Source organism: Streptomyces sp. SGAir0957, assembly GCF_043523415.1.
Window position 1 is genome coordinate 1,428,305 of record NZ_CP027293.1, and the last position, 23,101, is coordinate 1,451,405.

Consider the following 23,101-nt stretch of genomic DNA (forward strand, 5'->3'; position numbering starts at 1 on the left):
ACGGAAAACCGCCTCCGTCACGGCTGTCATCACAGCGCCCGCGCCCGCCCTGCCGCGTCACCCGCCGCAGGTGAGGGAGGGCCGCCCGGACGCGGCGACGGTGGGGGCCGGAGGTGGCGCCATGTCCCCAGAGCAGACTCCGGACCCCGGGCGGACACCGGATCCGCAGGACCGCGCCGAGCTGGAGCGGCTGCGCGCCGAGGTCGCCGAGTTGCGCGCCCGCGCCGGCAGCGAGAAGCGGCGCGGGGCGCGGACGCTCGCGGTGCGCCGCATGGTCGCGGCGGTCCTCATCGCCCTGGTCGCCGTCGTGTCGGTCACCTCGGTGGTCGGGGTGTGGGGCGCGCGGACGACGCTGAACACGGACCGCTGGATCGCCGCCGTGGGCCCGCTCCCCGAGGACCCCGACGTCAACAAGGCGGTCTCCACGTATCTCGCCGACGAGATCTTCGACCAACTGGATGTGCAACGGAAGCTGGCCGAGGCGCTGCCGCCCCGCGCGACGTTCCTCGCCGGTCCGGTGACCGGTGCCGTCCACGACTACATGCGGGAGTCGATCTCCAAGCTCATCGCGACGGACCAGTTCCAGACGGTGTGGCGGGCCACCAACCGGTTCGCGCACGAGCGGATCGTCTCGATCCTCGACAAGAGCAACAAGAACGTGCAGGTGAAGGGCGACACCGTCACCCTGAACCTGCTCCCGATGGTCAACAACCTCCTCAACTCCCTGGAACGGGAACTCCCCTCGATCTTCGACAAGAAGATCGACCTGCCCACCCTGACCTCCGGCGAGATCCCGCCCGGCCTGCACGAGCGCATCGAGAACGCGCTCGGCGTCCAGCTCCCCGAGAACTTCGCCCAGATCCGCCTCTACGACCGCCACGAACTGGGCCAGCTCCAGCAAGCCGTCCTCGTCTTCAAGAAGGGCCTGATCGGCCTGCTGATCGCGGTGCCGGTGCTTCTCGCGCTCGCGCTGTGGGCCTCGCCCAACCGCCGCCGCACCGTCCTCCAGCTCGGCCTCTGGATGGTGGTGTCGGTGACGGTCCTGTCGACCGTGCTGCGCGCCGTCCGCGAGCAGCTGCTCGACCAGATGCCGGAGGGCGTCTACCGCGACGGGCTCCGCGCCGCACTCTGGACGATCTTCACGACCCTGCGCGACCGGGGCGACCAACTGCTCTGGCTCGGCGTCGTCCTCGCCGTCGTCGCCTACCTCGTCGGTCCCGGACGGCTGCCGGTCTGGCTGCGCCGGCAGACGGCCCAGGGGGCGCGCGCCGCCGGGCAGTACGCGGCGAAGGCCGGCGAGCGGATCGGCAAGGACAAGGCGCTGCGCCCGTGGACGGCCCGCCACGCCGACGTGCTGCGGGTGGGCGGCGCCGTCGTCGCCGTCGTCGTGGCGCTCGCGCTGTCCTCGTGGACGGCCCTGTTCGTGGTGGGTGCGCTGCTCGCCGCGTACGAGATCGCGGTCACGCTCCTGGCCCGCACGGACGAGGGCGCGAGGACCCGTACGGACGACCGGACGGGCGGCTCACCCCCGGGAGGTGAGGCGGCCCCCGGGGCCCCCGCGAAGACTGGCGCATCCGGCTGACCGAGGCAGGGAGAGCGCGGATGAACACGCAGGCGCAGGGCGCGAAGATCGGGCCGACGGCCGACGGGAACGCGCGGGCACGTCTGTGGGGCCCGTACCTGAGCGAGCGCCAGTGGGGCACGGTCCGTGAGGACTACAGTCCGGGCGGCGACGCGTGGTCGTACTTCCCGCACGACCACGCGCGCTCGCGCGCGTACCGGTGGGGCGAGGACGGGCTCGGCGGCATCTGCGACGAGAAGCAGCGACTGTGCCTGGCGCTCGCCCTGTGGAACGGCCACGACCCGATCCTCAAGGAGCGCGCGTTCGGCCTGACCAACGGCGAGGGCAACCACGGCGAGGACGTCAAGGAGTACTACTTCTACCTCGACAGCACCCCCAGCCACTCCTACCTGCGCTACCTGTACAAGTACCCGCAGGCCGCCTACCCCTACGACGACCTGCTCGCCGTCAACCGCTCGCGCGGGCGGCAGGAGTTCGAGTACGAGCTGCTCGACACCGGCATCTTCGACGACGACGCGTACTTCGACGTGACGGTCGAGTACGCCAAGGCCGACCACGACGACATCCTGATGCGGATCACCGTCGAGAACCGGGGCCCGCGCGAGGCGGCGCTGCACGTCCTGCCGACGCTGTGGTTCCGCAACACCTGGTCCTGGGGGGACCACCACGCCGACGACGCCAAGCCGCGCCTGTGGGCGGTCGAGAGTCCGAGCCGCACGAGCGGCGTCCGCGTCGACCACCCCGAGCTCGGCTCCTACGACCTGCGGTGCGCGGGCGCGCCCCGGGTCCTGTTCACCGAGAACGAGACGCACAACGAGCGCCTGTTCGGCACACCGAGCGCCTCCCCGTACGTGAAGGACGGCATCGGCCGCTACATCGTCGAGGGCGACGGCACGGCCGTGAACCCGGCCCGCGAGGGCACCAAGGCGGCGGCCCACTACTCCCTCGTGGTCGCCCCGGGAGGGTCCGAGACGGTGCGGCTGCGGCTCGGGCCGGCCGGCGGCAAGCTGTCCGTGGGCCGCGGTTTCGAGTCGGTGTTCAAGCAGCGCGTCGCCGAGGCCGACGCGTTCTACCGGGAGCTGACGCCGCCCCGGGCGAGCGAGGACGAGGCGCGGGTCCTTCGCCAGGCCGTGGCGGGGCTGCTGTGGTCCAAGCAGTACTACGCCTTCGACCTGGAGACGTGGCTCGCCGAGCACGATCTCTCGCCCTGGAGCCTGCCGCGTCCCGGCATCCGCAACCGCGAGTGGTTCCACATGGTCAACGACGACATCGTCTCGATGCCGGACAAGTGGGAGTACCCGTGGTACGCCGCCTGGGACCTCGCGTTCCACACGGTGGCGTTCTCGGTCGTCGACCTGGACTTCGCCAAGCAGCAGCTCGAACTCCTGCTGCGCGACTCCTACTTGCACCCCAACGGCCAGATCCCGGCCTACGAGTGGAACTTCGGCGACGTGAACCCGCCGGTGCACGCCTGGGCCGCCTACTTCGTCTACATGATGGAGGAGCGGAACACCGGCCACGGCGACCACGCGTTCCTGGAGCGCACCTTCCAGAAGCTGCTCACCAACTTCACCTGGTGGGTCAACCGCAAGGACCCCTCGGGCCGCAACGTCTTCCAGGGCGGCTTCCTCGGCCTGGACAACATCGGCGTCTTCGACCGCAGCGCTCCCCTGCCGACCGGCGGCACCCTGGAGCAGGCCGACGGCACCGCCTGGATGGCGCTCTACTGCCAGTCCATGCTCCAGATCGCCCTGGAACTGGTGCCGCACAACGAGGCGTACGAGGAACTGGTCCTGAAGTTCGTCGAGCACTATCTGTGGATCGCCGCGTCGATGGACCGCATCGGCGACCTCGGCGACGAGCTGTGGGACGAGGAGGACGGCTTCTTCTACGACGTCCTCCGCCTCCCCGACGGCCAGGCCGTGCGCCTGAAGATCCGCTCCATGGTGGGCCTGCTCCCGCTCTGCGCCTCGACCGTCTTCCAGCCCGACCAGCTCGCCCGCCTCTCCGGCCTCGGCGAACGCCTCCAGCGGTTCGCCACCCGCCACCCCTCGCTGTCCGTGACGCTGACCGCGGCGACGGCCGGCAAGGCGGGCGGGCCCCGGCTGCTCTCCGTCCTGGACGAGAAGAAGCTCGTCCGGGTCCTCGGCCACGTCCTGTCGCAGGACGAGTTCCTCTCCCCCTACGGCATCAGGGCGCTCTCGCGCCATCACGCCGAGCACCCGTACAGGTTCTGGGTGCAGGGCCAGGAGTTCGGGGTCGGTTATCTGCCTGCGGAGTCCGACTCGGGCATGTTCGGCGGCAACTCCAACTGGCGCGGCCCGGTCTGGCTGCCGATGAACACGCTGCTCGTCCGGGCGCTGCTCAACCTCTACAGCTTCTACGGCGACGACCTCACCGTCGAATGCCCCACCGGGTCGGGCGTGCACATGAACCTCTACGAGGTCGCGAAGGAGATCAGCACCCGCCTCACCCGCATCTTCCTGCGCGACGAGGACGGGCACCGGCCGGTCTACGGCGGCCAGGCGAAGTTCCGCGACGACCCGCACTGGCGCGACCTGATCAGCTTCTACGAGTATTTCCACGGGGACAACGGCGCCGGTCTCGGCGCCTCCCACCAGACCGGCTGGACGGGCCTGATCGCCCCGCTCATGCAGCTCTTCGGCAGGCTGGGTCCCGAAGACTTCCGCTCCGGCACGGCGAGGAGGCAGAGCCGATGACCGCACTGCCCGCGCAACCCGTCATCCACGAGATCAACACCCGCGTGTGGCTGCGCGAGACCGGGCTCAGGACCGGCCGCCCCGCGACCCTGGCCGACGTGCCGAAGAACGTGTGGGACGAGATCACCCCGGCCGGCGTCGACGCCGTGTGGCTGATGGGCGTGTGGGAGCGCAGCCCGCTCGGCCGCTCCATCGCCCTGGCCGACCCGGCGCTGCGCACGGCGTTCGCCTCGGCCGTCCCCGGCATCGGCGAGGAGGACATCGCCGGATCGCCGTACTGCATCCGGCGGTACGTGGCCGACGAGGCGCTCGGCGGCCCGGCCGGGATCGCCGCCGCCCGCTCCGCCCTGCACGACCGGGGCGTCGGCCTGCTGCTCGACTACGTGCCGAACCATGTCGCCCCGGACAGCCCGTGGGTCGCCGAGCACCCCGAGTACTTCGTGCGCGGCGACGCGGCGGACGTGCGGCGCGATCCGGCGGCCTTCCTCGACACGGGCCGCTCCGTGCTGGCCCGGGGGCGCGACCCGTTCTTCGCGCCATGGCCCGACGTCGTCCAGCTCAACGCGTTCGCCCCGGAGCTGCGGCAGGCGACGGCGGACACCCTCAAGGAGATCGGCGACGCCTGCGACGGCGTCCGCTGCGACATGGCGATGCTCCTGCTCAACGACGTCTTCGCCCGGACCTGGGGCGAGCGCGCGGGCGCCGTGCCCGACCGGGACTTCTGGACGCGGGTCATCGGCGAGGTGCGCCAGCGGCATCCCGCGATGGTCTTCGCGGCGGAGGCCTACTGGGACCTGGAGTACGCCCTCCAGGAGCAGGGCTTCGACTTCTGCTACGACAAGCGGCTCTACGACCGGCTGCTGCACGAGAGCGCCGCGTCCGTGCTCGGGCACCTGCAGGCCGACGAGCGCTACCAGCGCCGGCTCGTCCGCTTCCTGGAGAACCACGACGAGCCGCGCGCCGCGCAGACCCTCCCGCCGGACAAGGAGCGCGCGGCGGCCGTGCTCATCGCGACGCTGCCCGGCGCGACGCTCTGGCACGAGGGGCAGTTCACGGGGCGCCGGGTGCACCTGCCGGTGTTCCTCGACCGCCGCCCCGACGAAACGCCGGACAACGCGCTGCGCTCCTTCCACGAGCAGCTGCTCGCGCGGGTGCACCGCAGCGGGATGCGGACCGGCGGCTGGCGGCTCCTGGAGTGCGCGGGCTGGCCCGACAACCGCTCCGCCGACGACCTGATCGCCTCCTGCTGGACGGGCGACGCGGGCCACTTCCTGACCGTGGTGAACCTCTCCGGGCATCCGGCGCAGGCCCGCATCCCGCTGCCGTGGCAGGAACTCGGCCCCGACACCTGGGAGTTGACGGAGCTGCTCTCCGCCGCCGACCACTACGGACGCTCCGGCGCGGAGCTGCTCTCCAGCGGCCTCTACGTCGACCTGCCGCCATGGGGCACGCACATGTTCTCGGTGGAGCCCAGCGGTCGCTAGGTCTCCCACCGGGCGCCGCTGGAGGCCCGGTAGGCGGCGACCGCCGCCTCCAGCGTCGGGTGGAAGCGGCCCGGGGCGAAGGTGCGGGTCAGGCCGTAGCGCTCGATCTTGCGGCGGGCCGGGTCCTTCAGCTCGGCGAAGACGAGGGTGACGCCGCGCTCCTGGAGCGCGGCGTCCAGCTCCTCCAGGATGTCCGCGGCCGTCGTGTCCACGTCGGTGACCGGCTCGGCCGCGAGGACCACCCAGCGCGGCGGCGGGGTCGCCCGCGCGGCGTGCAGCACCCTGTCTCGGAACGTCTTGGCGTTGGCGAAGAACAGGGGCGCATCGAAGCGGAGGATCACCAGGCCCGGCAGGTGTTCGGCGCTCGGGTGGGAGCGCACGTCGTGGAAGCCCTCCAGGCCCGGCACCCGGCCCAGCTCGGTGCTGTAGGGCCACCAGGCGCGCCGGAACACGTTCAGGATGGACAGGCCGACGGCGACGGCGATGCCCTGCAACACGCCGAGCAGGGCGACGCCGAGGAACGCGGCGATGGACAGGCAGCACTCCGCCTTGCGCTGGCGCCACAGCCTCCTCGTACCCGGCAGGTCGGCGAGGGACAGGGAGGCGGTGATGACGACGGCGGCGAGCGCGGGCTGCGGCAGGTCGCGGAAGAGGCCGGGCAGCAGGACCAGCATGAGGAGGATGAGGGCGGCGCCGACGACGCCGGTCACCTGGCTCTTGGCGCCCGCCCGTTCGGCGACGGCGGTGCGCGAGCCGCTGGTGCTGACGGGGAAGCCCTGGAAGAGTCCGGCGGCGGCGTTGGCGGTACCGATGGCGATCATCTCGTCGTTGCCGCGGACCTCCTGGCCGGTGCGGGCGGCGAACGCGGAGGCGTTGGAGATGGTGTCGGCCAGGGAGACGAGGGCGATGCCGAGCGCGCCGGCGCACAGCGGGCCGACGTCGTCCCACCCGATGTGCGGGACCGTGAACGGCGGCAGCCCCTCGGGGAGCCGGCCGACGGTACGGACACCGTGCTCGTCGAGGTCGAAGGCGAGGGACGCGGTGACGGCGAGGACGACCATGACGAGCACGGCGGGCACCTTGGGCAGCCATCGCTGCAACAACAGGATCAGGGCGATGCAGCCGAGGCCCACCGTGACCGCGGCCGGGACGGTCTCCCCGTCGCCGAGCGCGTCGGCGAAGGCGCCGATCTCGTCGACGAGCCCGTCCGCGTCGGTCGAGAAGCCGAACAGCTTGGGCAGTTGCCCGATGAGGATGGTCAGGGCGAGCCCGTTCATGTAGCCGATCATGGTCGGTTTGGAGATCAGGTCGGCGACGAACCCGAGCCGCGCGACGCCCGCGAGAAGCGTGATGCCGCCGACCATCAGGGCCAGGACGGAGGCGAGCGCGACGGCCCGGTCCGGGTCGCCGCCGGCCGCGACCAGCGGGACCACCGTGGCGGCGATCATCGGCCCGAGCGAGGAGTCCGGGCCGAGGACGAGGATGCGGGACGGGCCGACGACCGCGTACGCGAGGAGGCAGAGCACGGAGGTGTAGAGCCCGGTGATCGGCGGAAGCCCGGCCAGCTCCGCGTACGCCATGCCCTGCGGCACGAGCAGGGTGCTCAGGACGATGCCCGCGACCACGTCCTTGACCAGCCACGCCCGCCGGTACTCCCGCAGGGCGCGTACGCCGGGCGGTGTCCACGCCATAGGCCTCACCCGGCGAGCCGGCGGCGGGCGAGCAGCTTGCCCAGCTCCCACAGGCCGAGCAGGGCGAGCGGGGGCAGCAGGGCCCAGCCGAACTGGCCGAGGTGCAGGGGTGTCGTGTCGAGGAGCCGGTTGAAGACGTCGGTCTGGATGACGAGGACGGCGAGCAGGAACTCGCCGAAGACGGTCCAGTTGAGCTGCTTGCTGTCGAAGGTGTCGACGGTCAGGGCGGTCGCCGTCTGGTTGCGGCACTCCAGCGCGGCCACGATCAGGCAGAGCGCGAACGCGGTGAAGGCGATGGAGTTGCCGATCTGCGCGCTGTCGTAGCGGGCCTTGCCGAGTTCGAGCAGGGCGAGCAGCGAGGCGGCGATCACGACGCCGACGAGGCCGACGGTGAGCATGAGGCCGCCGGTCATGACGGGTTCGCCGCGCGGGCGCGGGCGGCGGTCCATGAGCCCGGCGCTGATCCGGTCGAAGCCGAGCGAGAACCCGAAGGCGGCGTTGACGAAGAAGTGGATCCAGAGCACCTGGGCGGGTGTGAACGGTTCGCCGTCCGCGATGTCGAAGAGGGTGGCGCCGAGGAAGGTGAGCACGAAGACGACGAGGAGGACCAGGACGAACCGGATGTACTTGGTGAGGTTGTCGTAGATCTTCCGGCCCTGCTCGACGGCGTGCACGATCGTGGCGAAGTTGTCGTCGGAGAGGATCATGCGTCCGGCGTTCTTGGCGACCTCGGTGCCCGAGCCCATGGCGATGCCGATGTCGGCGGCCTTGATGGCGGGCGCGTCGTTGACGCCGTCGCCGGTCATGGCGACCACGTCGCCCTTCTCCTTGAGCACCTCGGCGAGCAGCACCTTGTGCTCGGGCGCGACGCGGCCGACGACACCGATCCGGTCGATGCGGGCGAGCCGCTCCTCGGCGGAGAGGGCGGCGAAGTCGGCGCCGAGGATCGCCTCGCCCTCGATCCCGACCTGCTCGGCGACGGCCGCGCCGGTCACCACGTCGTCGCCGGTCACCATGCGGACGCGGATGTGGGCGGCCTGCGCGGCGGCCACGGCGGCCCGGGACTCCTCGCGGGGCGGGTCGACCATGCCGACGAGGCTGGTGACGCTCAGGTCCCTCACCAGGGCGAGCAGATCGCCGTCCGGGGCGAAGAGCGCCGGGTCGATGTCGCGGGTGGCGGCGGCCATCACCCGGCGGCCCGCACGGCTGATGCGCTCGATCTCGTCCTGGGTGCGGGCGCGCAGCGCGTCGTCGAAGGGGACGGTCTCGCCCGCGGACAGGGCGGTCGTGGTGCGCGCCAGGACGGCCGGCGCCGCGCCTTTCACGAAGCAGCGCACGACGGTACCGCCCCGGGCGTCACGGGCCGTGTGGAAGGTCGCCATCAGCTTGTACGCCGGGTCGAACGGCAGGGTGGCCAGGCGCGGCAGCCGCTCCCGGGTGGCGGCGACGTCGAGACCCGCCTTGTGGCCGAGGACGAGCAGGGCCCCTTCGGTGGGGTCGCCGACGACGCGCCCGTCGACGAGCGCCGCGTCGCTGGCGACGAGGTAGGGCAGGATCGCGTCCTCGATGCTCGCCGTGGACCCGGCGGCGTGGTGGACGCGGCCCTCCAGGGAGTAGCCGGTGCCGGAGACCGTGTACCGGTCGTAGGGGTCGACGACCTCGACGACGGTCATCTGGTTCATGGTGAGCGTGCCGGTCTTGTCGGAGTTGATCGCCGAGGTGAAGCCGAGCGTCTCCACCGACGGGAGGTCCTTGACGATGGCGTGCCTGCGGGCGAGGTCGAGGCCGCCGAGGGAGAGGATGGTCTGCGTGACGGTGGGCAGCGCCTCGGGCACGGCCGCGATGGCGAGCGAGACGGCGCTGACGAAGAGCGCGTCCCACGCCTCGTCGCGCGAGCGCCCCAGGGCGAACATCACGACCATGGTCAGTCCGGCGGCGCCGACGATCCACAGGGTCAGCCGGTTCAGCTCGGTGGTCAGCGGCGACGGCTCGGGCCTGGTCGTGGTCAACATGCCGGAGATACGGCCGAGTTCGGTGGCGGAGCCGGTGGCGGTGACGACGAGGACGGCGCTGCCGTGCGTGACCGGCGTCGTCATGAACGCCATGTCCGTCTGGTCGGCGGGCCCGAGCCCGTCCCCCGGTACGGGCTCGGCGTCCTTCGCGGCGGGCACGCTCTCCCCGGTGAGCGCGGACTCGTCGATCTGCAGGGCGCTGGCGCTCAACAGGCGCCCGTCGGCGGGTACTTCGTCACCCGCCGCGAGGAGCACGATGTCGCCGACGACGACCTCCTCGGCCGGGATCTCGGCCTCGGTGCCGTCGCGGCGCACGCGAGCGGTGGCCTTCGTCATCTCCTTGAGGGCGTTCATGGCGCTCTCCGCCTTGCCCTCCTGGCGGAGCCCGATGACCGCGTTGACGACGGTCAGGACGAGCAGCACGACCGCCGTCCCCCATTCCTGGACGGCGAGCGACACCACGGCGGAGGCGAGCAGGATCAGCTGCATGTACGAGGTGTACTGGCCGAGGAAGCGGGACAGGGCGGACCTGGTGCGTTCCCGGGGCAGCGCGTTGGGCCCGTCCTCGCGCAGCCGCGTGGCCGCCGCGGCGGAGCTGAGACCCGTGGCCGGGTCGACCCCGAGCTCCCCGGCCACGGTCTCGGCGGGCCGCGCGTACCAGACGCGGGCCTCGGCTTGTGCGGTCATCGCGGCGCCTCCTGCTCCAGCCTCTTCCTCTCGCGGGCGAGGGCGGCGCGGCTCTTGTCGTCGATCTCCGGGTACCGCGGGTCGATGGTGATGAGGGTGTGGGCGAGGACGGCCGCGGCGCAGATGCGCGCGAACCACTTGCGGTCGGCGGGCACGACATACCAGGGTGCCCAGGGCGTGCTGGTCGCGGAGAGCATCTCGGCGAACGCGTCCTGGTAGGCGTCCCAGAACCCGCGTTCGCGGACGTCGGCGGCGGAGAACTTCCAGTTGCGGTCGGGGACGTCGATGCGCTTGAGGAAGCGGACGCGCTGCTCCTCCTTGGAGAGGTTCAGGAAGAGTTTGACGACGTGGAAGCCGTTCTCGGTGAGGTAGCGCTCCCAGTCGTTGATCTGGCGGTAACGGCGCTGCCAGATCTTCTTGTCCGACGTCTCACCCGGCAGCCCCTGCCTGGTCAGGTGTTCGGGGTGCACCCGGACGACGAGGACCTCCTCGTAGTGGGAGCGGTTGAAGATGCCGATCTCGCCGCGGCGCGGGAGGCGGCCGACGTAGCGCCAGAGGTAGTCGTGGCTCAGCTCGTCGGTGGAGGGCACCTTGAACCCGGCCACCCGCACGCCTTGCGGGTTGACGCCGCTCATCACGTGCCGGATGGTGCCGTCCTTGCCGCCCGCGTCCAGGGCCTGGAGGCACAGCAGGACGCCGTGGCTGCCGTCGGCCGCGAGGCGCCGCTGGTACTCGGCGAGCAGCGTGACCCCGGCGCGCAGCAGCTCCTCGCCGGCCTTCTTGTTCTTGACGCCCGCTCTGTACGCGGGGTCGAAGTCCTTGGCCAGGCGCACCCGGGTGCCGGGCTCCACCCGTAGCGGCGCGATGAACTCGGCTATCCGCCCGGCCCTCTCGTCCGTCGTCCGTGCCGGTCCCTCGCGCATGTGTCACCTCGCCTGATCGCCTGGTCAAGGAGTGGGGGGTGGGGTTCGGGCGGGCGGGTCAGTAGAGCGTGTCCCGCCGTACGACGCAGAGCGCCCAGATGATGAACCCGTTCAGGGCGATCAGGGTCAGGGACCAGAACGGGTAGTACGGGACGGAGAGGAAGTTGGCGATGATCAGCAGCCCCGCGAGGGTGACCCCGAGGACGCGGGCCCACTTGACGGCGGCGAAGAGGCCGAGGCTCACGGCGATGGCGACCGCGCCGATCAGCATGTGGATCCAGCCCCACGCCGTCAGGTCGAACTGGAAGACGTAGTCACGCGTCGTCAGGAAGACGTTGTCCTTCAGGACGCCCATGAGACCGCGGCAGAAGCCCAGGACCCCGGAGATGAACAGCATCACCGCCGCGAAGACGGTCAGCCCGCCCGCCGCGGCCTCCTTGGCGCTGGTGCGGTGGTGCGGGGTCGTCGAGGTGGCCATGACAGGACCTCCGTGCTTGTGGAGGGTGCCCGATGCACCGCTGCGGAACGAGTGTTGCTCCCGGCGGGCCCCCGCGGTCGTCACCCTCCGAGGGTGACGACCGGACGCGGGGCCGCCACGACCCTGGCGGTCGCCCGGCCCCCCGACCCCGGAGGCAAGCCGATGACCCTGCCGTCCCGTCAGAGCGGAGCCGGTGCCCCGCGCGCGTGGCCGCGCCGCATCCTCGCGCCGCTGGCCCTCGCGCAGTTCATCTGCAGCTTCGCCGGGTCGAACATGAACGTGATGATCAAGGACATCAGCGAGGACCTGGACACCACGGTCCAGGGTGTACAAACCGCGATCACCTTGTTCCTGCTGGTCATGGCCGCGCTGATGATCCCCGGCGGCATCCTCACCGAGCGCTACGGCCGCAAGCGCTGCCTCGTCGCCGGCCTCCTGATCTACGGGGTCGGCGCCCTGCTCAGCGCGGCCGCCCCCGGACTCGGCGTCCTCATCCTGGGCAACTCGATCCTCGAAGGTGTCGGCACGGCGCTGCTCATCCCACCCGTCTACATCCTCACCACCCTGCTGTTCACCGAAGTCTCCGACCGGGCCCGCGCGTTCGGCGCGATCATGGCGATGGGCGGGATCGGGGCGGCGGCGGGACCGCTGATCGGCGGCCTCATCACCTCGGCGATCAGCTGGCGGGCGTCGTTCGTCTTCCAGGCGGCGGTCATCGTCGTCATCATCGTGCTGACCCGCAACCTGGAGGACCCGCTGCCCGCCGACCCGGGCTGCCCCTTCGACACGGTCGGCGCGGTGCTCTCGGCGACCGGCCTGGTCCTGGTCGTCACCGGCATCCTGGCCACGGACGACAACGGCTGGCTGGCGCTCGGTCTGCTGGCCGTCGGCGTCCTGATCCTGGTGGCGTTCTTCGGGTGGGTCCGCTCGCGGGAGCGCAAGGGCCGCACGGCGCTCCTGCCGACGTCCCTGTTCCGCAACCGCACCTCGAACCTCGGCCTCATCACCCAGCACGTGCAGTGGCTGGTGCTGATGGGCGTCTCGTTCGTGGCGGCCACGTACCTGCAGGTCGTACGGGGCTACGACGCGATCAGCACCGGGGTCATCTTCACCGCGTCCACCGTGGGCCTCCTCGCCTCCTCGCTCGGCGCGGAACGCTTCGCGAAGCGGCGGGCGCAGCGCACGCTCGTCATGGCGGGCTTCATCACGACCGTCGGCGGCATCGGCGTCCTGCTCGCCCTGGCCGACGTCACCAACAAGGCGTGGGCGTTCACCCCGGGCCTGCTCCTGATCGGCCTGGGCCTCGGCGTGATGCTGACGCCGTCCGTGAACGTCGTCCAGTCCGCCTTCCCCGACGACCTCCAGGGCGAGATCTCCGGCCTCTCCCGCTCGGTCTCCAACCTCGGCTCCTCGCTCGGCACCGCGGTGGCCGGCACGATCCTGGTCGCCGATCCGGCGGTGGGCCCGTACATGACGGCGCTGGTCGTCCTCGGCGTGATCGGCCTGGGCGGTCTCACGGCGGGGGCGATGCTGCCGCGCGGCGGGCCCCGGGACGCGGCGGCGCCTCAGCGCCCGTCGTAACGCACGCCGCTGCGGACGATCAGGTCGGGCACCGAAGCGCGTCGCCCGCTGAACGGCGCCCAGAGCAGCCCGAGCGGGAACGAGACGCTCAGCGCGGCCCGCACCAGGCAGCGCGCCGCCCCGAGCCGCCGCCCCGCACGGTCCCCCACCCGCACCCCCATCAGCCGGCCGCCGACCGTCTGCCCGGTGGTGGTCCACGCCCCGCCGAGATAGCACACGGAGAACACCCACCCGAGCACCCCCGCCAGCCACCCGGAGGCCTGTGGCACCCTGAACGGCGGCCCGGTGACGAGCAACAGCGCGCAGCCGACGCCCAGTTGCACGGTGACGGCGGTCAGGGCGACCACGAGCGTGTCGACGATCCCGGCGACCCCGCGCGACACGATCCCGGCGAGATCCGTCCCGGGGACGGGCGCGGGTGGCCGGGCCCGGCGCGGCCTGCCGACGCTCACGGGGGTCCCCCGTTCCGCCGCGGGACGCGTCCGCCGGGCCCGCCGAGGTGACCGGCCGGGGCCCCGCCGCGCGCCCGCCCCACCGGCGGCCCGGCCCGCACCGCCCGGGGCCCCGTCGGCCCCGCCCTCACGCCGGTCCGCCGTCGCGCCCGAACGCGCGGTCCGCCAGGCGGTTCACGGCGCGGTCGCCGCGTCTGCCCAGGACGCGGATGGCCGCCCCCGTGTCGGCGGCCATCCCGCCACCGGTCTCCCGCACGATCCGGCCGAGATCGATCTCCCGCAGCACGTCACGGGTGAGGCCGACGAGGTCGATCCGGGCGATGACCCGGGCGACGTCCACGCGGTCGGCGACCCGGTCCACGTCGACGCGGTCGGCGACGCCCGCCACGTCGATCCGGGCCGCGACCCGGTCGACATCGACTTGATCGGCGATCCGGTCCACGTCCACGCGGGCCACGACCCGCGCCACATCGACCCGGTCGGCGACGCGGTCCACATCCACCCGGTCGGCGACCCGCTCCACGTCCACCCGGTCCGCGACCCGGTTCACCTGCACACGATCGGCGACCCGGTTCACGTCCACCCGGTCGGCGATCCGGTTCACGTCCACGCGCGCGGCGACCCGGTTCACGTCCACGCGGGCCACGACCGCGTCGAGGTCGATCCGGTCGAGCACCGAGCCGACCACCACCCGTACGGCCGCGCTCGCGACCCGGTCGGCGGCGCTCAGCGCGCACCGCGCCGGCCACGTCATGAGGGCCGTCCACCCGTACCCGTCCGCGTCATGTCCCAGCCTCATCACCAGACCGCAGCAGCCGTTCGGGCGCGGGGCATCCTCCGTCGCGGGTGAGCCGGTGCGGAGGCGGCAACTCCGGTGCGCGGCGGCCGAGTTCGGGCACGCGGCTCTCCCGGAGCACGGCGAACGCCAGCCCGTGGCGGTGCGCCAGGACGCGGGCCAGGCTGAGCGCGCTGAGACCGCCGGGGCCGAGGCTCCCCACGCGCCGCAGGTCGAGGAGGACGGCCGTGCCGCCGGGGCGGATGACCCCGTGCAGCAGGCGTCCGAGGGACGCCTCGGCGCCGGGGCCGAACTCCGCCCGCAATTCGATCACCAGGCATCCGGCGACGTACCGGACGGCGACCGGTGACGGGCGGTCCGGGGGCCGTGCGGTCCGCAGGCGGCGCAGGCGCGGCGCGGGCGTCCATGCCATGGTGGCCCCCCTCGAGAGCCTGTCGTCGAACACGAACCGAGCGGCGGACGCACACAGTGGCGCCCTGGCCGGAGGGCGGGCAGGGGCCGTTCGGCCCTCACCCGCGGGGCCGGTCGGCCCCGCTCCCCCGGGGTGCGGCGCGTACAGCAACCGCCGTACCGCCCTGGTCGGCGATCCCAGGGTTTTCACCGTGGCCCGCGAGGCCGCCCGGGTCCATCTTGGAGACACGGAAGCGCACGGGGCTTTCGACCGCGGGGGGATCTACGGGGGTCTCAACGGGGGACAATCGGGGGACGGGGGTGCCCATCAGGGCACCCCCGCTGTTCTGTGCGGGGACAGGACCGCGGTCTCACACCTCGTTGAACTGGCTGAGCAGCCGCACCAGTTGCGCCCTGCGGTGCACCCCGTCCAGCTTCCGGTAGATGTTGCCCAGGTGGAACTCGACCGTCTTGACGCTGAGGAAGAGCTGTTCGGCCGCCTCGTGGTTGGTGACACCCCGGCCGACCGCGAGAGCGACGCGCAGCTCCTGCGGGGTGAGGCCGTCGAGCGGGGCGGGGCCCGTACGGACCTGGTCGCCGCCGGCCGCGTGCAGTTCGGCCGCCGCCCGCGCCGCCCACCCGGCCGCCCCGAGCCGCTCGAACGTGGCGAGCCCGCGCCGCAGCCAGCGCCGCGCCTCACCGCCCCGCCCCTGGCGCCGCAGCAGCTCTCCCCGCGTGAACTCGGTGCGCCCGCGCTCGAACGGGGCCCCCACCTCCCCGAGATGGAGCAGCGCCCGGTCCAGGTGGCGCTCGGCGTCGCCGGGTTCGAGCATGGCCCGGCAGCGGGCGGCGGCCGCCGCGGCGATGGGGCGGTGCCCGCGCCCGGCCTCGTGCTCCAGGACGCGCAGCACGTCGTACGCCTCGTCGGTGCGGTGGAGGTGGGCGTAGGCGTCGGCGAGGTCGGCGGCCCAGGAGAGGTAGAGGCCGTCGCCGCGGCCGTTGGCGACGGAGAAGTCCCGGACGTTCTCCAGGTGGCGGGCGGCTTCCTCGTGGCGGCCGAGGCCGAGTTCGAGGAGGCCGAGGGCGCCGTGCGCGCGGGCCGCGTCCATGGGCAGGTCGGCGGCGGCGGCGAGCGCGGCGGCCTGGGCGCCGTGGCGGCGGCAGTCGGTCTCGCGGTGGAGGGCGGCCTCGGCCTTGGCCTGCGCGGCGAGGGCGCGGCACACCTCGATGACGCGTCCGGTGTCCTCGCCGAGCCGCGCGGACTCGTCGGCGTGGGCGAGCGCGGAGGTCCACTGCCCGCGCCAGAACTCGACGACCGACAGGGTGCCGAGGAGGTGCGCGAGGAGTCCGACGGTGCTGGCGGCGCGCGCGGCGTGCACGGCCCGGTCGAGCAGTGCCTGCCCCTCGTCCAGTTCCTCGGCCGCGAGGTAGCAGAGGCCGCCGACGCCGGAGACCGGGTACGGGAAGGCCAGGTCCGGTTCGGCGAGCGGTTTCTCTAGTTCGTGGAGCAGGGCGCGGCCGTCCTCCGCGTCGCCGCCGAGGAGCTGGACGAGGGCGTGCAGCAGGCGTACGGGCAGGGCGGCGGGGGCGTCGGTGAAGGCTTCGACGATGCGCATGGACGCGTCGGAGGCGGCGCGGGCCGCGGTGAGGTCGCCGATGGCGAGTTCGGTGAGGGTGACACCGCCGAGCATGACGGCGGCGAGCCCCGGGTCGACGCCGCGCGCCTCGTCGACGGCGGCCCGCAGCTCCTCGCTCGCGCGGGCGGGCCGGCCCCGTTGGATGTCGACGTAGCAGAGCAGTTGGCGCGCGTCGAGGCGGGTGCGCGGCCGGGTGGCGTGGCCGAGGGCGCGGTCGAGGAGCCCGGCGGCCTCGTCGAGCGAACCGGCGGCCTGGGCGGCCCGTGCGGCGGACAGCAGGCGGCCCGCCTTGCGCTCGCCCTCCGGGGTGAAGCGGGCGGCGTGCGCGTAGAGGCGGGCGGCGAGCGGGAAGGTGAGGCCCGCGGGTCCGGCGGAGGCGGCGCGTTCGAGGGTGGCGGCGACCTGTTCGTCGGGGTCGGCGCCGGACTCGGCGAGGTGCCAGGCGTACCGCTCCAGGGCGGTGGGGGCCTGGGCGTCCTGGAGGGCGCGGGCGACGGCGCGGTGGGCGCGCCAGCGGCGGACGGCGCTCGCCCCGTGGTAGACGCCGGAGCGGACGAGCGGGTGGCGGAAGACGTACGCGCCTTCTTCGACGGTCACGAGGCCCGCGCGCTCGGCGGGTTCGAGCGCGGCGTACGTCAGCCCCTGGTCGCGCAGGACGCGCTCGGTGCCGGCGAGGGGGCGCGGGCCGAGGACGGCGAGCAGCAGCATGGCGTCCTGGGTCCTGACGGGCAGCCGGGCGATGGCGCTGTGGAAGGTGCGGGCGAGCATCTCGCCGATGGGCAGCGGCTCCCCGGGGTCGGGCCGGTGGCCGCCGCGCGCGAGCAGCGCGGGCAGCTCGACGAGGGCGAGGGGGTTGCCGCGCGCTTCGGACAGGAGCCAGGTGATGTCGTGCGGGGAGAGCGGTTCGTCGGCGACCAGGGCGCGCGCCGCGTCGGGGTCGAGTCCGCGCAGGGTGAGGGTCTCGACGGGGGCGAGCCGGGAGGCGGCCTCGTCGGTGTCGCGGGTCGCGAAGAGGGCGACGACCCCTTCGCGGCCGAGCCTGCGCGTGGCGAAGGCGAGCGAGTCCAGGGAGTAGGGGTCGAGCCATTGCGCGTCGTCGACGACGACGAGGACGGGCCCGGACTCGCTGACCGCGCCGAGCAGGCTGAGCGTGCCCGCGGCGACGGCGAACCGGTCCTGGGCGACCGCCGGGCCGAGTGCGAGGGCGCCGGTGAGGGCCGCCGCCTGCCGGCCCGGGATGCGCTTCAGATGGTCGGTGACCGGCCGGAACAGATCGGCGAGGCCCACGTAGGGCAGTTGGGACTCGCTCTCGATGCCGTGGGTGCGCAGCACGGTCAGGTCACCGGCGACCGACTCGGCGTAGCGGAGCAGGCTGCTCTTGCCGATACCGGCCTCGCCGCGGATGACAAGGGCAGTGCTCCGGCCCGTACGGGCGTCGTCGATCAGGTCGGCGATCCGTGCGCACTCCGCTGTACGGCCCAGCAGCATGGACTCAGGGTAACCGCGGTACCGGCCGGGTCCCATAGGCCAACTCGGCCGAACTGCGCGGGAGTTCAGGCTGCCTCCGGGGTCGTCTCGTCCGCCGCGAACTGGGTGCGGTACAGCTCCGCGTAACGGCCTCCGGCGGCGAGCAGGGCGGTGTGGGTGCCGCGTTCCACGATGTGGCCGTCCTCCACGACGAGGATCTGGTCGGCGGAGCGGATCGTGGAGAGGCGGTGGGCGATGACGATGGCGGTGCGGTCGGTGAGAGCCTCGGTCAGGGCCTCCTGGACGGCTGCCTCCGAGGTGTTGTCGAGGTGGGCGGTGGCCTCGTCGAGGATGACGACGCGCTGGCGGGCGAGGAGGAGGCGGGCGATGGTCATGCGCTGGCGTTCGCCGCCGGAGAGCCGGTAGCCGCGCTCGCCGACGACCGTGTCGAGCCCGTCCGGCAGGTCCTGTACGAGGGCGTCGAGGCGGGCGCGGCGCAGGACGTCCCACAGTTCGTCCTCGTCGGCGCCCGGCCGGGCGAGGAGCAGGTTGGCGCGGACCGTGTCGTGGAAGAGGTGGCCGTCCTGGGTGACCATGCCGAGCGCTCCGCGCAAGGCGGGGGCGCTCAGGTCGCGTACGTCGACGCCGCCGATGCGTACGGCGCCCGCGTCGGTGTCGTAGAGGCGGGGCAGGAGTTGCGCGATGGTCGACTTGCCCGCGCCGGAGGAGCCGACGAGGGCGATCGTCTGGCCCGGTTCGGCGCGGAAGCTGACGCCGTGCAGGACCTCGGCGCCGCCGCGGGTGTCGAGCGTGGCGACCTCTTCGAGCGAGGCGAGGGAGACCTTGTCGGCGGAGGGGTAGCCGAAGCGGACGTCGTCGAACTCGACGGCCACGGGGCCTTCCGGCACGTCGCGGGCGTCGGGTTTCTCGTCGATCAGCGGCTTGAGGTCGAGCACCTCGAAGACCCGCTCGAAGCTGACGAGGGCGCTCATGACCTCGACGCGGGCCCCGGCGAGCGAGGTCAGCGGCGCGTACAGGCGGGTGAGGAGCAGGGCGAGGGAGACGACGGCGCCCGCTTCGAGGGTGCCGTCGAGGGCGTAGTAGCCGCCGAGCCCGTAGACGAGCGCGAGGGCCAGGGCCGAGACCAGGGTCAGCGCGGTGATGAACGCGGACTGCGCCATGGCCGTCCGCACCCCGATGTCGCGCACCCGGCGGGCCCTGGCGGCGAACTCGGCGGACTCCTCCTCGGGCCGGCCGAAGAGCTTCACCAGGGTGGCGCCGGGCGCGGAGAACCGCTCGGTCATCCGTGTGCCCATGGCCGCATTGTGGGCGGCGGCCTCGCGCTGGAGGCGGGCCATGCGGCTGCCCATGCGGCGCGCGGGCAGCACGAAGACGGGGAGCAGGAGCAGGGCGAGAAGGGTGATCTGCCAGGACAGGGTGAGCATGACGGCCAGGGTCAGGAGCAAGGTGACAATGTTGCCGACGACCCCTGACAGGGTGTTGCTGAAGGCGCGCTGGGCGCCGATCACGTCGTTGTTGAGACGGCTGACGAGCGCGCCCGTACGGGTACGTGTGAAGAACGCGACCGGCATCCGCTGCACATGGTCGAAGACAGCGGTCCGCAGATCCAGGATGAGCCCCTCGCCGAGGTTGGCGGAGAGCCAGCGGGCGAGCAGGCCGATGCCCGCCTCGGCGAGCGCGATGACGGCGATGAGTACGGCGAGCCGGATCACCTCGCCCTGCTCCTTGCCGCCCACGATCGCGTCGACGACGTGCCCGGCGAGCACGGGCGTCGCCACGGCGAGCAGCGCCCCGACCACGCTGAGCAGCACGAACTGGAGGATGCGGCGCCGGTGCGGCCGGGCGAACCCGGCGATCCTGCGTAGGGTCTCGCGGGCGAAGGGCCGTTTGTCCGGGCCGCCGTTCTGGGCGTTCATGACGCTGTGGAGCTGCGTCCAGGCTGTGGTTTCCATGCTCATGCGGACGACAGTAGGACCTCAACCAATCTTGAGGTCAAGGAATCGGGGACGGTGCCGGGGGGTGGGGCCCGGGAGGCGGGCCGTGGCAGGATGCGCGCATGTCGTCCGTCCGCGTGGAACGCCGAGGTCACGTCACCACCGTCGTCCTGGACCGCCCGGAGGCGCGGAACGCGGTCGACGGGCCGACCGCCGCGCAACTGGCCGACGCTTTCCGGGGGTTCGAGGCCGACGACACGGCCCGGGTGGCGGTGCTGTGGGGTGCGGGCGGCACGTTCTGCGCGGGCGCCGACCTCAAGGCCGTCGGCACGGAACACGGCAACAAAGTCACCCGGGAAGGTGACGGACCGATGGGCCCGACACGGCTGCGCCTGACGAAACCGGTGATCGCCGCCGTCAGCGGCCACGCCGTCGCGGGCGGCCTCGAACTCGCGCTCTGGTGCGACCTGCGGGTCGTCGAGGAGGACGCCGTGTTCGGCGTGTTCTGCCGCCGCTGGGGCGTCCCCCTGATCGACGGCGGCACGGTGCGGCTGCCCCGCCTGATCGGCGAGAGCCGCGCCATGGACCTGATCCTCACCGGCCGCCCCGTCCCCGCGCAGGAGGCGTACGAGATCGGCCTCGCCAACCGCCTGGTCCCGCCGGGCCGCGCCCGCGCCGCGGCCGAGGCGCTCGCCGCCCAACTGGCCGCGTTCCCGCAGGCGTGCCTGCGCAGCGACCGGGCGTCCGTGCGCGAACAGGGCGGGACGGACGAGGAGACCGCGATGCGGGCGGAACTCGCGCACGGGGCGGGTGTCCTGGCGGAGGGCATCGAGGGCGCGGGGCGTTTCGCGGCGGGCGAAGGACGGCACGGCGCTTTCGGCGGGGCCGGGCCCCAGGAGTCCCGGCCGAGCGCGAGCCCGCGCGGGACGGGCGGCGGACCGGACCGCTGACCAGGGCCGCGCGACTCCAACGGCGCGACGGCGCCGCTGTCCGTGGCCGGTGCTGCCGGGCGACGACCCCGTCGGGCCCGACCGGCAGCACGGACGGGCCGGGCGCCGCCCCGGGCGCGGCGGCATCCTTCCCCGATCACACCCCGCGCCCCACGCCCGCCTGGCAGGATGACCGGACGCACGCTCGAACGGACCTCGCCGACCCGACCCGGGAGTCGCCCCATGACCGACACGTCCCCCGCCACGCCCACCATCGACACCAGCAAGGCGCACCCCGCCCGGGTGTACGACTGGTTCCTCGGCGGCAAGGACAACTACCCGGTCGACGAGGAGCTCGGGCGGCAGATCACGGCGATGGAGCCGACGGCCAAGTACGGGGCACGGCACAACCGCTGGTTCATGCAACGGGCGACGCGGATGCTGGCGGCGCGGCTCGGGGTGCGCCAGTTCCTCGACATCGGGACGGGCATACCGACCGAGCCGAACCTGCACCGCGTCGCGCAGACCGCGGCGCCCGAGGCGTCCGTCGTCTACGTGGACAACGACCCGATCGTCCTCGCCCACGCGGCGGCGCTGCTGCGCGGCACTCCGGAGGGCGTGACGCGCTACCTCCAGGCCGACGCCCGCGACCCCGGCGAGATTTTGCGCCTGGCCGGCGAGATCCTGGACCTGGACCGCCCGGTCGCGCTCTCGCTCATCGCGCTCCTGCACTTCATCCCCGACGAACAGGGGGCGTACGACATCACCCGTACGCTGGTGGACGCGCTGCCGTCGGGCAGTTACCTGGTGCTGTCGCAACTGGCGTCGGATTACGACCCCGAGCGCACGAAGGACGCCGTGGCGATGTACGCGGCGGGCGGGGTGACGCTCGTGCCCCGCTCGCGCGAGGAGATGGAGAAGTTCTTCACGGGCCTGGAACTGCTCGACCCGGGCGTCGTCTGGCTCCCGGACTGGCACCCTGAGCTGGCCGTCGACGAGGAGCGGGACGGCACACCCGTACCGCTGTACGCGGGGGTGGCGCGCAAGCCGTGAGGCGGGACGTGCACGGATCCGGTAAGGGTTGCCCGACATGGCGAACATCACACATGGCGATGCCCACGTGACGGAACGGAGCGCGTAGACGCAAGGATCGCCTACCCTCGTTCACATGTCCTCCACTCCCACCCCGCGTTCCGCCCGTTCCGCCGATGTGGTCAATCAGCAGATCCGCGACCTGTGGGCCCGCACGGGCGGCCAGTTGACCGCCGAGGACAGGGCGGAATACGAGGCGCTCGTCACGGAGTGGGCGACGGTGGCCGGTGAAGGACTCGTGCAGAGGGCGTGACCCCGGCGCGGATCCGGACCGAGGTTCAGGACTGCGGCCTGCTGCCGTGATTCGCGGCGTGCTTGCGGCGGGCCTTCTTCTTACGGCGACGCTTCGAGGACATGGACGCCTCCCGTGGTTGAGGTCGCGACTTCCTGGGTGGACATACAGGGCGTACAGGACATAACGCCCGTGTAACACCTTTCCACAGGTGAGGCCGGACCGCGACGCCGACGGATCGCCTAGCGGTCCCGCACGACCCCGGCCGCCCTCGCCGCCCGCAACCACTCCGGGAACTCCCCCATCAGCCGGTCGTAGAGCACACCGTCGGGGATCAGCCTGGGATCTTTGCCCGCGGGGAAGAAACCGGCGTTGTCGACCACCCGCTTGTGCGGCACCGGCAGCTCGTCGAGCTTGCGCAGGAACCGGAACTCGTCGTTGCCGTAGCCGATGAACTGCCAGAAGAGCGGCAGCCCGGACGCCTTGCACAGGGTCTGCTCGGCGGCCCGCCGCGAGTCCGGCGAGCCGTCGGTCTGGAAGATCACGAAGGCGGGGGCGTCGACCTCGGCGTCGAGGTAGTGATCGATGACGGCGTCCATCGCGGCGGCATAGTTCGTGGTGCCCATGTGCCCATGGCTCTCGTGCAGCGCCGCGATGCGCCCCGCGTAGTCGTCGAGGCCGAGGTCGACGGCAGGATAGGCGTCCGTGTCGAAGAAGACGGTGGGGACGATGCCGTCGTCGTCCAGGTGCACGGACAGCGCCAGCGCCTGCTCGGCGAGGTGCTGCATGCTGCCGTCCTTGTAGTACCGCCTCATGCTCCCGGACCGGTCGAGCACGAGGTAGACAGCCGCCTCCTGCCCCGCGAGCCCGTGCTTGCCCAGGGAGACGGCGGCGGTCTTGGCCAGGCTGACGAGTCCGGCGGGTACGTGCTCGACGTTGATCGGCATACGGGTTCCCTCCCTGCGCGGTGATGTGATCGATGACGATCGACGG

Annotated in this window: 17 protein-coding genes; 7 read left to right on the forward strand and 10 right to left on the reverse strand. The window is 72.7% G+C overall.

Annotation, left to right across the window (positions count from 1 at the left end; genetic code table 11):
- Window positions 1–121 precede the first annotated feature (121 nt).
- The 3 genes from C1N81_RS11820 to C1N81_RS11830 are packed head-to-tail and all read left to right on the forward strand — an operon-like array spanning window position 122 to window position 5,786.
- A complete protein-coding gene (locus C1N81_RS11820) occupies window positions 122–1,582 on the forward strand; it encodes a hypothetical protein (protein ID WP_394428745.1) in 1,461 nt (486 codons plus the stop codon).
- Window positions 1,583–1,602: 20 nt separating this feature from the next.
- Entirely contained in the window at window positions 1,603–4,302 is a 2,700-nt protein-coding gene (locus tag C1N81_RS11825; protein WP_394428746.1) for an MGH1-like glycoside hydrolase domain-containing protein, read from the forward strand.
- Complete coding sequence (locus tag C1N81_RS11830) at window positions 4,299–5,786, forward strand: alpha-amylase family protein (protein WP_394428747.1); 1,488 nt, start codon at window positions 4,299–4,301, stop codon at window positions 5,784–5,786. Before C1N81_RS11825 ends, C1N81_RS11830 begins: the two co-directional genes overlap by 4 nt.
- Here the strand turns inward: C1N81_RS11830 and C1N81_RS11835 are convergent.
- From C1N81_RS11835 to C1N81_RS11850, 4 genes are read right to left on the reverse strand one after another with little or no spacing between them, the layout of a single operon-like run.
- A complete protein-coding gene (locus C1N81_RS11835; RefSeq protein ID WP_394428748.1) occupies window positions 5,783–7,477 on the reverse strand; it encodes a SulP family inorganic anion transporter in 1,695 nt (564 codons plus the stop codon). The genes C1N81_RS11830 and C1N81_RS11835 overlap by 4 nt on opposite strands.
- 5 nt (window positions 7,478–7,482) lie before the next feature.
- Window positions 7,483–10,176 carry a cation-translocating P-type ATPase gene (locus tag C1N81_RS11840; protein ID WP_394428749.1) on the reverse strand — a complete coding sequence of 898 codons (2,694 nt, stop codon included), beginning with the start codon at window positions 10,174–10,176 and terminating at the stop codon, window positions 7,483–7,485.
- Complete coding sequence (locus tag C1N81_RS11845; protein WP_394428750.1) at window positions 10,173–11,099, reverse strand: polyphosphate kinase 2 family protein; 927 nt, start codon at window positions 11,097–11,099, stop codon at window positions 10,173–10,175. Before C1N81_RS11845 ends, C1N81_RS11840 begins: the two co-directional genes overlap by 4 nt.
- 58 nt (window positions 11,100–11,157) lie before the next feature.
- On the reverse strand, window positions 11,158–11,577 hold the full coding sequence (locus tag C1N81_RS11850; protein ID WP_394428751.1) for a DUF7144 family membrane protein: 420 nt from the start codon (window positions 11,575–11,577) through the stop codon (window positions 11,158–11,160).
- Window positions 11,578–11,739: 162 nt separating this feature from the next.
- Between C1N81_RS11850 and C1N81_RS11855 the strand changes: the two genes are divergently transcribed.
- Window positions 11,740–13,158, forward strand: a complete 1,419-nt coding sequence (locus C1N81_RS11855) for an MFS transporter (RefSeq protein WP_394437871.1) — start codon at window positions 11,740–11,742, stop codon at window positions 13,156–13,158.
- Here the strand turns inward: C1N81_RS11855 and C1N81_RS11860 are convergent.
- The 5 genes from C1N81_RS11860 to C1N81_RS11880 form a co-directional block, all read right to left on the reverse strand.
- Window positions 13,143–13,610: an RDD family protein gene (locus C1N81_RS11860; protein WP_394428752.1), complete on the reverse strand. Its 468-nt coding sequence runs from the start codon at window positions 13,608–13,610 to the stop codon at window positions 13,143–13,145. The two genes, C1N81_RS11855 and C1N81_RS11860, sit on opposite strands and share 16 nt — an antisense overlap.
- A 127-nt stretch (window positions 13,611–13,737) precedes the next feature.
- Window positions 13,738–14,409, reverse strand: a complete 672-nt coding sequence (locus tag C1N81_RS11865; RefSeq protein ID WP_394428753.1) for a hypothetical protein — start codon at window positions 14,407–14,409, stop codon at window positions 13,738–13,740.
- Window positions 14,393–14,818, reverse strand: a complete 426-nt coding sequence (locus C1N81_RS11870) for an STAS domain-containing protein (protein ID WP_394428754.1) — start codon at window positions 14,816–14,818, stop codon at window positions 14,393–14,395. The genes C1N81_RS11865 and C1N81_RS11870 overlap by 17 nt, the downstream gene beginning before the upstream one ends.
- A 349-nt stretch (window positions 14,819–15,167) precedes the next feature.
- On the reverse strand, window positions 15,168–17,921 hold the full coding sequence (locus C1N81_RS11875) for an AAA family ATPase (protein WP_394428755.1): 2,754 nt from the start codon (window positions 17,919–17,921) through the stop codon (window positions 15,168–15,170).
- Window positions 17,922–17,986: 65 nt separating this feature from the next.
- Complete coding sequence (locus C1N81_RS11880) at window positions 17,987–19,879, reverse strand: ABC transporter ATP-binding protein (protein WP_394428756.1); 1,893 nt, start codon at window positions 19,877–19,879, stop codon at window positions 17,987–17,989.
- A gap of 98 nt (window positions 19,880–19,977) precedes the next feature.
- Between C1N81_RS11880 and C1N81_RS11885 the strand changes: the two genes are divergently transcribed.
- From C1N81_RS11885 to C1N81_RS11895, 3 genes are all read left to right on the forward strand, one after another.
- On the forward strand, window positions 19,978–20,805 hold the full coding sequence (locus C1N81_RS11885; RefSeq protein ID WP_394428757.1) for a crotonase/enoyl-CoA hydratase family protein: 828 nt from the start codon (window positions 19,978–19,980) through the stop codon (window positions 20,803–20,805).
- Window positions 20,806–21,027: 222 nt separating this feature from the next.
- On the forward strand, window positions 21,028–21,837 hold the full coding sequence (locus tag C1N81_RS11890; RefSeq protein ID WP_394428758.1) for an SAM-dependent methyltransferase: 810 nt from the start codon (window positions 21,028–21,030) through the stop codon (window positions 21,835–21,837).
- A gap of 115 nt (window positions 21,838–21,952) precedes the next feature.
- Window positions 21,953–22,129 carry a hypothetical protein gene (locus tag C1N81_RS11895; protein WP_394428759.1) on the forward strand — a complete coding sequence of 59 codons (177 nt, stop codon included), beginning with the start codon at window positions 21,953–21,955 and terminating at the stop codon, window positions 22,127–22,129.
- A gap of 221 nt (window positions 22,130–22,350) precedes the next feature.
- Here C1N81_RS11895 and C1N81_RS11900 read toward each other — a convergent pair whose 3' ends face one another.
- Window positions 22,351–23,055 carry a VWA domain-containing protein gene (locus C1N81_RS11900; protein ID WP_394428760.1) on the reverse strand — a complete coding sequence of 235 codons (705 nt, stop codon included), beginning with the start codon at window positions 23,053–23,055 and terminating at the stop codon, window positions 22,351–22,353.
- Window positions 23,056–23,101: the final 46 nt, after the last annotated feature.

What these genes read in the sequence shown, in the direction of transcription:
- C1N81_RS11820 (WP_394428745.1), top strand. Translation starts at nt 122, where the DNA reads ATGTCCCCAGAGCAGACTCCGGACCCCGGGCGGACACCGGATCCGCAG.
- C1N81_RS11825 (WP_394428746.1), top strand. Translation starts at nt 1,603, where the DNA reads ATGAACACGCAGGCGCAGGGCGCGAAGATCGGGCCGACGGCCGACGGG.
- C1N81_RS11830 (WP_394428747.1), top strand. Translation starts at nt 4,299, where the DNA reads ATGACCGCACTGCCCGCGCAACCCGTCATCCACGAGATCAACACCCGC.
- C1N81_RS11835 (WP_394428748.1), bottom strand. Translation starts at nt 7,477, where the DNA reads ATGGCGTGGACACCGCCCGGCGTACGCGCCCTGCGGGAGTACCGGCGG.
- C1N81_RS11840 (WP_394428749.1), bottom strand. Translation starts at nt 10,176, where the DNA reads ATGACCGCACAAGCCGAGGCCCGCGTCTGGTACGCGCGGCCCGCCGAG.
- C1N81_RS11845 (WP_394428750.1), bottom strand. Translation starts at nt 11,099, where the DNA reads ATGCGCGAGGGACCGGCACGGACGACGGACGAGAGGGCCGGGCGGATA.
- C1N81_RS11850 (WP_394428751.1), bottom strand. Translation starts at nt 11,577, where the DNA reads ATGGCCACCTCGACGACCCCGCACCACCGCACCAGCGCCAAGGAGGCC.
- C1N81_RS11855 (WP_394437871.1), top strand. Translation starts at nt 11,740, where the DNA reads ATGACCCTGCCGTCCCGTCAGAGCGGAGCCGGTGCCCCGCGCGCGTGG.
- C1N81_RS11865 (WP_394428753.1), bottom strand. Translation starts at nt 14,409, where the DNA reads ATGAGGCTGGGACATGACGCGGACGGGTACGGGTGGACGGCCCTCATG.
- C1N81_RS11870 (WP_394428754.1), bottom strand. Translation starts at nt 14,818, where the DNA reads ATGGCATGGACGCCCGCGCCGCGCCTGCGCCGCCTGCGGACCGCACGG.
- C1N81_RS11875 (WP_394428755.1), bottom strand. Translation starts at nt 17,921, where the DNA reads ATGCTGCTGGGCCGTACAGCGGAGTGCGCACGGATCGCCGACCTGATC.
- C1N81_RS11880 (WP_394428756.1), bottom strand. Translation starts at nt 19,879, where the DNA reads ATGAGCATGGAAACCACAGCCTGGACGCAGCTCCACAGCGTCATGAAC.
- C1N81_RS11885 (WP_394428757.1), top strand. Translation starts at nt 19,978, where the DNA reads ATGTCGTCCGTCCGCGTGGAACGCCGAGGTCACGTCACCACCGTCGTC.
- C1N81_RS11890 (WP_394428758.1), top strand. Translation starts at nt 21,028, where the DNA reads ATGACCGACACGTCCCCCGCCACGCCCACCATCGACACCAGCAAGGCG.
- C1N81_RS11895 (WP_394428759.1), top strand. Translation starts at nt 21,953, where the DNA reads ATGTCCTCCACTCCCACCCCGCGTTCCGCCCGTTCCGCCGATGTGGTC.
- C1N81_RS11900 (WP_394428760.1), bottom strand. Translation starts at nt 23,055, where the DNA reads ATGCCGATCAACGTCGAGCACGTACCCGCCGGACTCGTCAGCCTGGCC.